This window comes from Olivibacter sp. CPCC 100613 (genome assembly GCF_036959255.1).
Lineage (GTDB): Bacteria > Bacteroidota > Bacteroidia > Sphingobacteriales > Sphingobacteriaceae > Olivibacter.
Genome location: NZ_JAWMTI010000002.1, coordinates 92,385 through 105,548 on the forward strand (window position 1 = coordinate 92,385; position 13,164 = coordinate 105,548).

Annotated in this window: 14 protein-coding genes; 5 read left to right on the top strand and 9 right to left on the bottom strand. The window is 41.6% G+C overall.

Annotated elements, in window-relative coordinates:
* Nucleotides 1–4 precede the first annotated feature (4 nt).
* The 4 genes from cysM to RYH73_RS06900 form a co-directional block, all read right to left on the bottom strand.
* Nucleotides 5–874, bottom strand: coding sequence for a cysteine synthase CysM (gene cysM, locus RYH73_RS06885; protein WP_335312680.1), 870 nt, complete (start codon nt 872–874; stop codon nt 5–7).
* 44 nt (nt 875–918) lie between these two features.
* The gene (gene epsC, locus RYH73_RS06890) at nt 919–1,755 is read right to left on the bottom strand and encodes a serine O-acetyltransferase EpsC (RefSeq protein WP_335312681.1); all 837 of its coding nucleotides are present in this window, start codon (nt 1,753–1,755) and stop codon (nt 919–921) included.
* Between the two features lie 398 nt (nt 1,756–2,153).
* The gene (locus tag RYH73_RS06895) at nt 2,154–3,254 is read right to left on the bottom strand and encodes an NADH:flavin oxidoreductase (protein ID WP_335312682.1); all 1,101 of its coding nucleotides are present in this window, start codon (nt 3,252–3,254) and stop codon (nt 2,154–2,156) included.
* Between the two features lie 16 nt (nt 3,255–3,270).
* Nucleotides 3,271–3,573, bottom strand: a complete 303-nt coding sequence (locus tag RYH73_RS06900) for an ArsR/SmtB family transcription factor (RefSeq protein ID WP_335312683.1) — start codon at nt 3,571–3,573, stop codon at nt 3,271–3,273.
* A 312-nt stretch (nt 3,574–3,885) separates the two neighbouring features.
* Between RYH73_RS06900 and RYH73_RS06905 the strand changes: the two genes are divergently transcribed.
* From RYH73_RS06905 to RYH73_RS06920, 4 genes are all read left to right on the top strand, one after another.
* Nucleotides 3,886–4,338: a hypothetical protein gene (locus tag RYH73_RS06905; protein WP_335312684.1), complete on the top strand. Its 453-nt coding sequence runs from the start codon at nt 3,886–3,888 to the stop codon at nt 4,336–4,338.
* Nucleotides 4,339–4,555: 217 nt separating this feature from the next.
* On the top strand, nt 4,556–5,137 hold the full coding sequence (locus RYH73_RS06910; RefSeq protein ID WP_335312685.1) for a tRNA-(ms[2]io[6]A)-hydroxylase: 582 nt from the start codon (nt 4,556–4,558) through the stop codon (nt 5,135–5,137).
* A 149-nt stretch (nt 5,138–5,286) separates the two neighbouring features.
* A complete protein-coding gene (locus RYH73_RS06915) occupies nt 5,287–5,664 on the top strand; it encodes a hypothetical protein (protein ID WP_335312686.1) in 378 nt (125 codons plus the stop codon).
* Nucleotides 5,665–5,932: 268 nt separating this feature from the next.
* On the top strand, nt 5,933–6,715 hold the full coding sequence (locus RYH73_RS06920; RefSeq protein ID WP_335312687.1) for a LamG domain-containing protein: 783 nt from the start codon (nt 5,933–5,935) through the stop codon (nt 6,713–6,715).
* A gap of 58 nt (nt 6,716–6,773) precedes the next feature.
* Here the strand turns inward: RYH73_RS06920 and mnmE are convergent, their stop codons facing one another.
* The 4 genes from mnmE to RYH73_RS06940 form a co-directional block, all read right to left on the bottom strand.
* Nucleotides 6,774–8,144 (bottom strand): tRNA uridine-5-carboxymethylaminomethyl(34) synthesis GTPase MnmE, encoded by a 1,371-nt coding sequence (mnmE, locus tag RYH73_RS06925; RefSeq protein WP_335312688.1) that lies wholly within the window; start codon nt 8,142–8,144, stop codon nt 6,774–6,776.
* Between the two features lie 134 nt (nt 8,145–8,278).
* On the bottom strand, nt 8,279–8,794 hold the full coding sequence (locus tag RYH73_RS06930) for a YdeI/OmpD-associated family protein (protein ID WP_335312689.1): 516 nt from the start codon (nt 8,792–8,794) through the stop codon (nt 8,279–8,281).
* A 14-nt stretch (nt 8,795–8,808) separates the two neighbouring features.
* On the bottom strand, nt 8,809–10,182 hold the full coding sequence (locus RYH73_RS06935; protein ID WP_335312690.1) for an efflux RND transporter periplasmic adaptor subunit: 1,374 nt from the start codon (nt 10,180–10,182) through the stop codon (nt 8,809–8,811).
* A 41-nt stretch (nt 10,183–10,223) separates the two neighbouring features.
* Nucleotides 10,224–11,594: a TolC family protein gene (locus RYH73_RS06940; protein WP_335312691.1), complete on the bottom strand. Its 1,371-nt coding sequence runs from the start codon at nt 11,592–11,594 to the stop codon at nt 10,224–10,226.
* A gap of 77 nt (nt 11,595–11,671) precedes the next feature.
* Here RYH73_RS06940 and RYH73_RS06945 point away from each other — a divergent pair, with 77 nt between their 5' ends.
* On the top strand, nt 11,672–12,280 hold the full coding sequence (locus RYH73_RS06945) for a polysaccharide deacetylase family protein (protein ID WP_335312692.1): 609 nt from the start codon (nt 11,672–11,674) through the stop codon (nt 12,278–12,280).
* 71 nt (nt 12,281–12,351) lie between these two features.
* Here the strand turns inward: RYH73_RS06945 and RYH73_RS06950 are convergent, their stop codons facing one another.
* Nucleotides 12,352–13,164 carry a DUF4249 domain-containing protein gene (locus RYH73_RS06950; RefSeq protein ID WP_335312693.1) on the bottom strand — a complete coding sequence of 271 codons (813 nt, stop codon included), beginning with the start codon at nt 13,162–13,164 and terminating at the stop codon, nt 12,352–12,354.

Sequence of the window (13,164 nt, forward strand, 5' to 3'; positions counted from 1 at the left end):
CCTCTTATCCAAATAAATCACTACTTAAATAGCGATCACCTCGATCACAAGCAATAAAGACAACAAGGCCCGATTCCAGTTCATTTGCCACCTGAAGTGCTACATGCAAAGCACCACCTGTACTCATCCCTGCAAAAATCCCCTCTTCTTTAACCATTTGTCTCGCCCGCAAAGTAGCATCTTCTTGAGATACATCGATAATCTTATCTACACGACTGGGATCAAATATCTTCGGCAAATAGGCTGCCGGCCAGCGTCTTATCCCTGGAATCGATGATTCTTCGGTTGGTTGACATCCTATGATCTGTATTTCTTTATTTTTCTCCTTCAGATACATCGAATTCCCCATAATACTACCCGTTGTGCCCATTGAGCTTACAAAATGAGTAATGGCTCCTTCCGTATCCTTCCAGATCTCCGGTCCCGTAGTTTTGTAGTGCGCTATATAATTATCGGGATTGGCAAACTGATTCAATATATAAAAATTTCCATTTGCAGCCTTTTCTTCGGCATAATCCCTACAAGCTTCAATTGACTCAAGTAAAGTCACCTTAGCACCGTATGCCTCCATTGTCAGCGTACGTTCTCTCGTAGAGTTCGATGGCATAACCAACTCGATTTCAAGCCCATAAATAGCAGCAATCATAGCGAGTGCAATACCGGTATTACCACTTGTCGCTTCAATAAGATGCGTATCCTTTTTGATATCACCGCGTTCCATCGCGCTACGGATCATATTCAGTGCCGCGCGGTCCTTCACACTTCCTCCCGGGTTATTGCCTTCCAGCTTTGCCAATACCCTTACTTTTGAATTTTTATTTAATCGTTTGATTTCTACTAGAGGGGTATTCCCTATACTTTCTATGATGTCCATTTCAATCAGCTAATACTTCAAACTCCCTTATTTGATTTTAATTTTCAGTTCTTATCGGCTTCTCCTTCGGCAGTTCCTATCCCCGCTTCTACCACTTTAATGGTTGATTGATGATACACGGTCGATCCCCTAGGGACACTTTTCGTTAGCCAAACATTACCACCAATAGTTGAATGCTGTCCAACGATGGTATCGCCACCAAGAATCGTAGCACCCGCATAAATAATGACATGATCTTCAATGGTTGGATGCCTTTTTGTATTGGCCATATACTTTTCAACGCTTAAAGCTCCCAAGGTTACGCCTTGATAAAGCTTAACGTGATTGCCGATAATAGTTGTTTCGCCGATAACAATCCCTGTTCCATGATCGATATACAAATATTCACCTATTTCTGCACCGGGATGGATATCAATACCCGTAAGCGAATGCGCATGTTCTGTTAAAATACGTGGTATCAATGGTACGTCTAATTTCAATATAGCATGTGCAATGCGGTATAAGGATATGGCCAAAAAACCTGGATAAGTGCGAATAATTTCAAATTTACTCCGCGAGGCAGGATCTCCATTTAAAATTGCCTCTACATCCGTGTTCATGATACGATATAATTCCGGAATGCCATCAAAAAAAAGGGCAGCCACCGCCTGGTTGTTGCAATCTTTACAGGCTTTTGTAGCATCCAAAAGCTTTACCAAATCGTTTTGCAAACTTAAAAAACGTTCCCTTATTCCGATTAGACTTTGCTTAGGAGATGTAAGTCTTTCGGGATAAATTAAATCAAGTAGGTTAAAAGCCCATTCGGCAATTACTTTGTTCGACGGGACGACTTCTACCCTATGCTGTTTTTCATAAATATGTTGAAGAAAATCTTCGCTCATGTGGTTTTATTCTGATTAACTCAATTTAGATAAAATGCAACCTCGGAACCCAACAAATAAGTACGGATGATTCTATGCTTTCAATGATAAAAGCAATTAGTTCATTTGTACTTATTCTACAAAGCATCCGCGAAAGCTAGTTTTTTAACATCTCTTCTCTGCCATGGCGAAATAGCCTTATGGCGTATAATGTTACTGTAAAGGACGGAAAATTATTGCATTTATAGCAACATTTTTGTAAGTTCAATATAATATTTGAACCTTTTGCCTCTTTTTCGGGAAATTTTGAGCAGCTTAGGAAATAAGTGAGTCGAATAAAATGAAGAAAGCTCCTAGCATCGATGATCGCTTGCACTTCACTGTCGTCGCACGCTAGGAGATTTAACTTTTGAAAAGTATTAAATTAATTCGGTAAGTGCCTCTCTCGTGAAACCTTGCAATTCATCAGAACGGTCATCCCTTATTTTTGTAACCCAATGCGGATCGGCTAAAAGTGCTCGACCAACCCCAACTAAATCAAAATCTCCCCGATCCAGCCGCCGAATGAGTTCTTCCAATGAGCTTGGTTCTGAACGCTCACCACGAAAAGCTGCTAGGAACTCACCCGATAAACCAACCGATCCTACCGTAATTGTTGCCTTGCCTGTTAATTTCTTTGCCCATCCTGCAAAATTCAGATCAGAACCGTCAAATTCTGCCTCCCAAAAGCGACGTTGCGAACAATGAAAAATATCAACACCAGCATCCACTAAGGGTCGAAGCCAGTCTTGCATTTCTCTTGGTGTCTTTGCATGCTTATAGTCATAATCACTCGATTTCCATTGAGATAATCGCAGAATAATCGTAAAATCTTCGCCAACTTGTTTTCGAACTTCTCTAATCACATCAATGGCAAAGCGCGATCGTTCTGACAGTGTCTTGCCTCCATAAACATCCGTCCGATTATTGGTGGCGCCCCAGAAAAACTGATCGATGAGATAGCCGTGAGCACCATGAATCTCTACGCAATCAAAACCCAATTGTTTGGCATCCGCTGCTGCTCTACCAAAAGCTGTAATCGTCGCTTCTATATCTTTTTCGCTCATGGCCTTACCATTTGAAAGTCCAGGTCTTGCCAAATCGGAAGGGCCTTCAAAAGGTGCTGAAGGCACCCATCCAGAAGGATGATTTTCCATAATTCCCATATGCCATATCTGGGGGCCCATGCTACCACCGGCAGCATGTACATTTTTAATAACATGTTGCCACCCGGCCAAGGCCGATTCGCCGTAAAAGTGCGGAATATTGGCATCATTTGAGGAGGATAACCGATCAATAACAGTTCCCTCCGACAGGATCAATCCTACATCTCCAGCCGCTCGCTTTGTATAATAATCAGCAACAGCAGCTGTGGGTATGCCATTTGGTGAAAACGATCGCGTCATAGGCGCCATGACAATCCGATTCCTTAAATTCAATGATTTTAATTGAAAGGGCTCAAATAATTTTGTTGTACTCATTGTGTTTGATTTTGATCTACAATCCCGATTTAATAAAATCGCTTAGCGATTCAATAGCTTTTTCATTTCGTTTATAATAGGTCCATTGCCCTATTCTCGTTGCTTCCAGTAGACCGGCTTTTAGCAACAAAGCCAGGTATTCTGACACGGTCGATTGTGTCAACCCGCATTTCTCCTGTATCTTTCCAACACAAACTCCTACTTCGTCAAAGTCGGCATGGTCTTGCGGTGGAAAGTGCAGCTCGGGTTCCTTTAACCATTGGAGTATCTCCAACCTGGTTTTATTCGAAAGTGCTTTGAAAATCGCTAATTGATCCATACAACAAATATATATCGGCTTTTTCCGATATCCCTATTGATAGATATGCAAATGACGAAACATTGATAATAAGTGGAATGAATTACATTTCGTTGACCTTATAACTCCCCTTTCAAAAATTTCCGCTTCCAATGTGAAAGACTGCTGATGTGGATCGCTACTAGAAAACCAGTAGAAAAAAACACCCATAAACCGGAATTGCTCAGCTTTTCCCAGCTGTATACCTTTGGGAAAATTATTTCGGGCCTTTATAAAGAAGTTATATCCCTCGATAATTGAGAACAAAAGTATAAAACAAACTAATTACATTTTATGAAACGATTTTTTCTACCCTGTTTTTTAGCGGCCAGTGTGTTGACTATGAACGCCTGCTCAGACGATGATGATCCACAACCGCAGAATTTTGACAAACACAGCTATAAATTTACCGTTACCGCAGAAGGTTTGGGCGAAGATGAAACCGCGGGCTTCACTATTTTTGGTGTAACAGAAAATCCACAGGAATCAACTTTTTGGAAAGTGGACGGTCAAGTTAGAAATAATGAACAATCCGTACGAATAGACGACTTTCCAAGCAAGCGTACCTATGTAATCGAGTCAACTATTCCACTCATCAACGCCGGAGTTGACATTGGTTGTCAAAACTTCGATGATACACCGATTAAATTTACTTTTAAGGCCGAAGTAGATGGTAAAGTAGCTAAAGAAGACTCGCAAACCATTGCAGGTTTTGGCACGCAATACAATCAAGACTATAAATTCTAGGCTTTATACCCTGCCCATCCAACCTCTTCAGGATTGGCAGGGACGTTTGTTAATTATTGGTTACTCATTATTGGTTGTCAGTTGCGGGTTGTCGGTTGTGAGCACAGGTTAGCTGTTCGTTATTCGGATTTAACTACTTAACCACTTAACGTTTCAACCACTCAAGCTCCCAACTACACAAAGAAATTACCTAAGTTTGCATAGAAAAGACATCGCTATGCTTGGATTAAAATTACTAACAGACCCGCGTTGGGCGAATATTGCACAAACGAACTTAGAAGAGATTCTAACAGATCATGCCTGGTGCGAACAAAAGGCCGCATCCAATGCAATCTCCTTAATCACCAATAATTCTGAGCATACCGACTTGGTACATGAATTAACGGCTATCGCCATTGAAGAGATGCAACATTTTCAAATGGTAATCGATCTCATTGAAAAGAGGGGGTATAAGCTCGGAAGAGAGCGAAAGGACGATTATGTAAATCAGCTGATGAAATTTTCGAAGAAAGATGGCAGTAGAAATACAGCCTTTATTGATCGTCTACTCTTTGCTGCTATGATCGAAGCTCGCAGTTGCGAGCGCTTTCGTGTACTTTCCCAAAATATTGAGGACGAAGAACTAGCTACATTTTATTATGATCTAATGGTCTCTGAAGCCAATCACTACACCACCTTCCTAAATTTTGCCCGCAAGTATACGGTAGATGTAGACGTTGATCAACGCTGGAAGGAGTGGTTGGAATTTGAAGGTAAGCTCATTCAATCTTACGGAAAAACAGAACATATACATGGATAATACTTCAAACGCTTCATCAGCCAATCACCAAGCGATTTCCTAAAAATCCGTGGCTTTGGTAATCGAATACAGCTTCCTACCATTTAAAATTGCGTCAACCGCATTTGGCATGGTGCTTGCCTTATCTAGTAATAAATATCTATATTACTATGAAAAGCAAACTTAAATTTTTAGGCATGTTGGTTATTGCCATGCTCTTGTTTACTGTGGGATGTAGTAAAGACGATGATCCGGCAGACAACGATTTCTTTGTAGGGACATACAACGGAACCATCACCTTCAGCAACGGAAGCGAAACCATTGCGGATGACGATGGCCGTGTAACTGTTGTCAAAGTCGATGATTCGTATACCTTCGATTTTGGTAGTAGCATCCCCAATATTAACGGCGTTAAGTTCCAGCAACAGGGGGACAACACTTACGTTAGTATAGGCGACGGGCTTACCGGCATTACCATAACCGCGAATACCTTGAAAATGCTGGTATCAAACGATAATGGTACGTGGACAGCCGATTGTACACGTTAGTTACGCTACGCGCTATACTTTCTAGATAAAAACCATCTATCAGCGCGATAGGTGGTTTTTATGTTTAAACGGTTCTTGCATCAGCGCAATTTACGTCCGCAATCTTTGCGAGACTGTTCATTTTGTCAAAAAGAGAAATTATGTGCAATTAGCACAGATTGTATACAAATCAAATAAAAGCTAAACAATCTCTATTGGAGATTGTACTCAACCTACCAATCAACATAACACTATAAATCGGTTTATTATGAAAAATTAAACTTAGGTTATGAAATCAAAATTTAGTTTAGGAACGCTGCTGACGCTTCTTACGGCAGCCATGTTTCTCGCCTGTGACAAAGATGGTCACATGAATCCCGGTGAACCGGGGGATTTAAATGAAGGTTTGGTTGTACATTTTCCTTTTGATGGAAATAGTATAGAGGCGATAAGCAGCCAGGAATATGACAGCCACGGTGCACAATATGTTGAAGACCGATTCGGCAATTCAAATGCGGCAATATCCTTGGATAGTAATTACCTCAACGCCAATGTAAAAATGCACGATTCCGTGGGCACTTTTTCCTTTTGGGTGAGGGTAGAAAACCTGAATAATATCTACCCTATATTTTCTTACGAAGGGACTACCATGGGCATTTCTCCATACCGTCTCGCTCTTGATGGTGATAGTATAATCTTACGATCGGATAGACGGTGGGGAACCCTTGAGAGCAATGGCCAACTGGAGGACTTCATCATACCCTCCGTTATTCAAGCAAATAAATGGAAACACGTAGTTGTTCGGTGGTCGGATAGCGAAGAGCTCTTAGAGGTATTCGTAGACAAAAAGAAGACGTTCAGTGCTAATTACATTGATGGCTGGGAGCTATGGGACCCGGAGGAATTTGAGGCGCCTGCAGCATCTACTATTGGTGGATGGATGTTTGAAGGAGGCAATCACACTGGGGATCGGTTAAGGCCTTTCAAAGGGATATTGGATGATGTTCGGACTTACAACCGGAAGCTGAGCGACCATGAAATAGCGATGCTATTTTTTAGCAAAGGTAGTTAGTTGGATTTAAGGAGGTGTTCACCCTATTTTTTAGACACCTCCTTTTTATTTACGGCACTTACTTGCCGATGCAGAACTTACTGAATATATTATCCAAGAGGTCTTCCGTGCTTACTTGTCCCGTAATCTCTCCTAAATGATGGAGTGCCTGCCTTATGTCCATCGCTAGAAAGTCTGAGGTAATCGGGTTATCAATTCCGTATAAAACCTTTTCCAAAGAGGTTTGCGTTTTAAGAAGTGCTTCAACATGTCGGATGTTGGTTACCAACACATCATCGACATTGATATTACGTAAGCTAACTTGATTGAGGAGTTCTTCTTTCAAGGCCTCTACTCCATCGCCATTCTTTGCAGCGATAAATAGCGGGTTAAGTGGTTCATATTGCGCTAAGGTGTCTGCGGATAGCAAATCTTTCTTATTGATTACCAACACGAAAGGAGTACGCCATAAAATTAGATCGGCTACTTGGATAGAAACTTCTTCAAACGAATCGTTATTGGGATCTACCAAATAAATGACTAAGCGAGCCTTCTTCATCTTCTCCCGCGTACGTTCCACTCCCTTTGCTTCGATGATGTCTTCCGTATCTCGAATACCGGCAGTATCAATAAAGCGGAAGCTCACCCCTTGAATAGTCATTTCATCTTCAATCGTGTCGCGCGTTGTACCTGCAATATCCGATACAATAGCTCTTTCTTCGTTAAGCAGGGCATTTAGCAGCGTTGATTTCCCTACATTGGGCTTGCCGGCAATAACAATCGGAACCCCGTTCTTTAAAACATTCCCTTGTTCAAAAGACAAAATAAGTCGGTGTAATACTTTAACAATCGCAAGGATGAGTTCTTTCAGCTGATCCCGATTGGCAAACTCGACATCCTCTTCCGAAAAATCAAGCTCCAACTCAATCATGGATGCAAAATGAATAAGCTGCTCACGCAATTGCTTTAATTCGTTGGAAAAGCCTCCACGCATCTGCTGCATAGCAATCTGATGAGAAGCGGATGAATTGGAGGCAATTAAATCGGCTACGGCTTCGGCCTGGGATAAATCCATCCCGCCATGTAAAAAAGCTCTGAGGGTATATTCACCCGGTTTCGCCGCTCGCGCGCCTTTTCTGATAAAGAGTTTAATGATGCTCTCCACAATATATTTCGAGCCGTGTGTAGAAACTTCCACCACATTCTCTTTTGTGTAAGAATGAGGTGCAATAAAAATAGAAGCCAATACTTCATCCAAAATTTTTCCATCTTCATTCCGAATGGTTCCGAAATGAATAGTATGACTTGCCTGTTTGCTTAGATCTTTCCCCTTAAAAACGCCATTTACTATTTCGATAGCCTTTGGCCCCGAAAGCCGTATAACGGCAATGGCACCACTGCCCGAAGGTGTCGCTAAAGCAACGATCGTGTCAGCATTTTCTGCTTCCATGCTTATTATTGACATACGCAAAGATACTTATTTGTTAGGAGATAATTTGACGACAAACACTAAGTTTCATCATACATTCATCATCCTACAAAATATAGGCCATCTTTTAGGGAGACAGCAAAATCGATTCGTATTTAGGGGTTCCTTCTTGCTTTATCCATGCGGATCATCGCACCAAAGTCAAGCTGCTTTTCCATTGCTTCTACCGTTAAGGCAATCCGTTTGGTACGCGTTGCTTCCGTTTTGGCCTCATTGATCCATCTGATAAAGTAATGCTTATGGGACATTGCCAGGGATAGAAATTGGTTGATCCAGCTTTCGTCTTCACAGAGACATAGTTCAAGATCTTCCGGTATTTCCATTTTGAAGTCGGTATCCTCTTCTAGCTCCAGTTGGATGATATCACCTTCTTCCTTACGGATTTTTTTTCGCAGCGATGCCTTTAAGGCCAAAATAAAATCACCCTCACCCATCGGGGTAAGGGCTAATCCTGCAATATCCTCTTGGTCGATCTTTCCTCTTACACGAAAACTCCTCCGATATCCCGGTTTCAATTGTTCGGCCAGGTCCCGCGGAATTTCGATATACGACCAGCCGCTTTTTTCGCCTTTACTGCTAAATTTTAGTATCTCGGCCTGAAAGATAATCATAGTCAATAAAAACACTAATTCACTTTATCCTTGCTTGTTTTCTCCACGATATCACCGTCTTTTAAGGTTTTACTAATGGCATTGAACGGCCGTATTACTACCTCCTGTCCCTCTTTCAGTCCCGATAAAATACGAATATAAGCATCGTCCTGTATACCTGTCGTTACCTCAACTTGTTTCACCTTCGTCGTGGCAGGATCATAAACAAATACATATTCCTTTACATTCGATTTAAAGCCATCGTCTTTTTTTGTATCATCGGTAGCGGTAGCTGTACTATCTTTTTTGGCATTGGCATCCTCACGGGTTGTCACCGCTTGGATAGGGACCGCTAAACCATTGTCCTTCTCCGTTAGCACATCCACGGTAGCCGACAGCCCTGGTCTAAAGGGGGAGGGATTCGGCTTATCGGGTTTCAGTAAATCTTCATAGGATTCCGGTAAAATCCGCACTTTAACCGTAAAATTAGTTACTTGATCAGTATTGGAAGTGGTGGTAGTGGAGGAAGATGGAGTCAATGCATTCGCCGAAGAAGAGCTCGCAATCTCCGTGACAATGCCTTTGAACTTTCTACCCCGAAATGCATCAATCTCGATCGTAGCACCATTGTTCAATGAAACACGATTGATATCACTTTCATTCACATCCACATTAACTTCCATTGAACTCATATTGGCAATCCGCATAATCTCTGTACCTGCCATTTGCGCGGTACCTACCACCCGTTCCCCTTCTTCAGCACCTAACCAAGAGATCACCCCATCTACCGGTGCATAAATGGTCGTCCGCGCTAAATTGTCACCCGCTTCCTTCACCGCGGCTTGCGATTGATCAATTCCATAGCGTGAACCAATCACATTCTGTCGTTGCGCTTCCACACTTGCCAAGGCACTTTCATAGTCGGTACGCGCTTTATCAAATTCAGCAGCCGAAATTACTTTCCGATTGTAAAGCTGTTGCGTCCGTTTAAAAGTAGCCTCCATAATACTTAATGAAGCTTCCGATTGCTTTAATTGCTGTTGTGAAGACGCCAAAGCGGCACGTTGTGAATTTAAAGAAGCGATCGCTTTGTCGTAACCGGATTGTAAAATGTCCGGTTTAATACGACACAATATCTGTCCTTTTTTTACCACTTCTCCTTCTTTTATATTCAATTCAACGATCTCTCCCGAAACTTCTGAGCTTAGCTTCACCTCTTTTTCGGGCTGCACCTTTCCACTGGCCGATACCGTTTCCTGAACCGTCCGTTTTTCTGCCTTTTCGGTTGCGATCAACTCTTTCTTTGGCCCACCGATCCAGCCCATTTTACCGGCTATAACCACCAGGATCAGCAATACGACCGCACCAATGATGATATATTTAAGTGTACCTTTTTTCTTCTTCGCCATGGTTTATTTTGATGTAATGTTATGATAAATATGATAGCCCCTTAATTATTAAAGGTGATGGGTCTGCCTAGATAAAAATCGATCACCTTGCTTCTAAAAATAAAATCGTATCGTGCTTGTATAAAATCAAATTCAGCTTTATTCTTGGCAGTCTGTTGTGTCGACAATTCCACCGCATTGGCTAAGCCCACGTCATAGCGTTGCTTTAATACCTCAAAAGCATCGGTAGCCGATTTAAAATTCTCTTGTGTCGAGTAATATTTCTTCTCGGCTGTTCTTAAATCCAATACCGCTTGGTTGACCACTTTATTGAGATTATTCTTCGCCAGGCGCTCATCATTCACCGCACTTTCATATGAAATTTTGGCTTTTCTTAGGGTGATACTTTTTCTATAATTGTCAAAAATCGGAATACTCAATTGAGCAAAAACATTGGTATTCTTATTTCGATCCAGCTGATTTCCAAAGCTCAATAGTGATCCAGTACTGAAGTCTCGTGCTTGAGAGGAGTAATTGGTTCCATAACCCGCACCAATGGATAATTGCGGATAAAAACCTCCTTTTGCAATAGCTATATTTTTCAAGGCGACCTGTGTATTGTATTCCGCCAATTTAATATCGGGATATTGTTGTACCGCCTCTTGGTAAATATCTTCTGCCACATAACTGGAAATCAATTTGGCCACATCGGGCAGGGGCGGTTTTTCCAGGGCAATGTCATTGACCGGATTCATTTCCATTAATTGTTTCAAATCGAGGATGGATAAATCATAAGCATTTTGAGCCGTAACGAGGTTCAATTCATCCGTAGCTAATTGACTTTTTGCCTGCGATAAATCAGCCAGGGTTTTATTACCGACTTCGTAATTGTATTTCTGCGCCTCCAATTGCTCTGTCGACAATCCGACTTGTTGTTTGGCGGCTATCGCCATATCCTTATTGCTCAAGGCTTCCAAATATTTTGTAACCACTTGCAAGACCAAATCATTTTTCACTTTATCAACATTGCTCTGGCTGGAAAGCAATTGGTATTTATTCGCTTTAATCTGGTTTACTTTCTGAAAGCCACCGAAAAGCAGTAAATTACTGGACACACTGGCTCCAGCCTGTGTAACGGAAGTATTAAGTAAGGTACCTGCTGTTTGGTCAAAACTTAAACCCCAATTCTTCGATCCCTGTACGGTACCACTGACGGAGGGATAGAGGTCCATCTTCGCCTGTAACACATCCTCTTCGCTCAAAGAGCTTTGAAAGACCGCCTGTTTAACCTGTAAATTATTACGTAAAGCCTGATCTAAAGCTTCTCGGATCGTAATGGTTTTCTGCGCATTGGCAGAAACCGAAAGGACACATGCAATTAATGCCAAACTGCTATGTTTAAAATAGTTCATCGGGGGTTTACGTGGTCTCATCTAGTAAATTTTTCTCAACTTCTTATTAATGTTTTTAATTGTTTTACCTTCGCCTTAATAAATTATTGCGCCGTAAAATGAATATCGTAAAATCACCTTTATGGTTACGCTTCGTCCTTCCGAAACTTACCTGGAACCGCAGTCGGCAGGAAAAGCATATTTATTTAACCTTTGACGACGGACCTATACCTGATGTTACACCGCAAGTATTAAATATCTTAAAAAAATACAACATTCAGGCGACCTTCTTTTGCGTTGGCGAAAACATTATTAAACATCCTGAAATATTTGGACAAATCAAACAACAAGGACACGGAGTCGGTAATCATACCTTTAATCATCTGAAAGGCTGGCAGACACCATTGGCGACTTACCTCGCGAATGTAGAAAAATGCCAAACGCTTACACAAACGAAGCTATTTAGGCCTCCTTATGGAAAGTGTACACCATCGCAGTTTAAACAGCTGAGAAAACAATACGAAATTATTATGTGGGATGTGATTACCTACGACTTTGATAATCGGCTAAGTCCTGAAAACTGTTACCAAAACGCGATCCGATACACCACCAACGGTTCTATTGTTGTTTTTCATGACAATGTAAAAGCCACACCACGTCTTCTTTACGCTTTACCTAAAGCCATTGAATACTGGCTTCAACAGGGGTATGAATTTAAGCTTTTGTAGCTGGGAGTTGAGTAGTTAAATCCGAATAACTAACCTGTTTCTACTCACAACCGGCAACTCACAACCGCCTCCTACTCGATGGTTGTTGCAGCTCGGGTTACGCTATGCGCACTAAAGTACCCCAACACACCCTTATTAAAATTTGATGTTGGATTTGCAGGTGCAGCTGACCCGGGATTATTCGATTGAATACCGTTAAAATAAGTGTACACGGCTTGATCAATGCAATGTTGTTCTACTTCAACATAGTCACCAACCGCTAAGTCTAAATCTTCGTGATATAAATTCCGTTGTACCTTTTTGCCATCATTAAACTTGTCGTTATAGGCAAAAACGAAATTGGAGGGCTTTCCATTCACGGAAACCAAGTACCTGAAATAATTTTTTTCTCCCGGCGGGTCCTGATAGACTACAGCAACGGTTTTTTCCTCATCGCCAAAAAAACTATCGGTCACCGTTCCAATGGAGTCAATAGCAATAGGTGGCGGCATGGTAGATGTTGCCTCGTATTGTTCATTTTCGAATGTAACCGTTAATTTATAAGTCCGGCCAGGACTCGCTTGGTAGTTATTGATTCGATACCGCCCGGGGCTCACTTCAGAAAAAGTTCGCGCTGCCGAAGATCCCTCTTCCTGAATTTTCACGTTGGCACCCGATTGCGGATTATTTGTGCTATTAGACGAGAAAGGAACTGTCTTTGATATATAAACATAATGTGTTGTTTCGCTATTGGAAACACCTCCTTCAATCACCAACACTTGATCTGCATCCTTCAATTTGATATCAATAACCTCTTCGCAAGCACTTAGCCCAAGCAAGAGCACGATGAGCAGGATAACCCCGCTATAAAACGGCTTATTTTTTCTAGCACTTTCCATTTTCAT

What these genes read in the sequence shown, in the direction of transcription:
- cysM (WP_335312680.1), bottom strand. Translation starts at nt 874, where the DNA reads ATGGACATCATAGAAAGTATAGGGAATACCCCTCTAGTAGAAATCAAA.
- RYH73_RS06945 (WP_335312692.1), top strand. Translation starts at nt 11,672, where the DNA reads ATGAATATCGTAAAATCACCTTTATGGTTACGCTTCGTCCTTCCGAAA.
- RYH73_RS06930 (WP_335312689.1), bottom strand. Translation starts at nt 8,794, where the DNA reads ATGATTATCTTTCAGGCCGAGATACTAAAATTTAGCAGTAAAGGCGAA.
- RYH73_RS06935 (WP_335312690.1), bottom strand. Translation starts at nt 10,182, where the DNA reads ATGGCGAAGAAGAAAAAAGGTACACTTAAATATATCATCATTGGTGCG.
- RYH73_RS06895 (WP_335312682.1), bottom strand. Translation starts at nt 3,254, where the DNA reads ATGAGTACAACAAAATTATTTGAGCCCTTTCAATTAAAATCATTGAAT.
- RYH73_RS06900 (WP_335312683.1), bottom strand. Translation starts at nt 3,573, where the DNA reads ATGGATCAATTAGCGATTTTCAAAGCACTTTCGAATAAAACCAGGTTG.
- RYH73_RS06940 (WP_335312691.1), bottom strand. Translation starts at nt 11,594, where the DNA reads ATGAGACCACGTAAACCCCCGATGAACTATTTTAAACATAGCAGTTTG.
- RYH73_RS06910 (WP_335312685.1), top strand. Translation starts at nt 4,556, where the DNA reads ATGCTTGGATTAAAATTACTAACAGACCCGCGTTGGGCGAATATTGCA.
- RYH73_RS06920 (WP_335312687.1), top strand. Translation starts at nt 5,933, where the DNA reads ATGAAATCAAAATTTAGTTTAGGAACGCTGCTGACGCTTCTTACGGCA.
- RYH73_RS06905 (WP_335312684.1), top strand. Translation starts at nt 3,886, where the DNA reads ATGAAACGATTTTTTCTACCCTGTTTTTTAGCGGCCAGTGTGTTGACT.
- mnmE (WP_335312688.1), bottom strand. Translation starts at nt 8,144, where the DNA reads ATGGAAGCAGAAAATGCTGACACGATCGTTGCTTTAGCGACACCTTCG.
- RYH73_RS06950 (WP_335312693.1), bottom strand. Translation starts at nt 13,164, where the DNA reads ATGAAAATGGAAAGTGCTAGAAAAAATAAGCCGTTTTATAGCGGGGTT.
- RYH73_RS06915 (WP_335312686.1), top strand. Translation starts at nt 5,287, where the DNA reads ATGAAAAGCAAACTTAAATTTTTAGGCATGTTGGTTATTGCCATGCTC.
- epsC (WP_335312681.1), bottom strand. Translation starts at nt 1,755, where the DNA reads ATGAGCGAAGATTTTCTTCAACATATTTATGAAAAACAGCATAGGGTA.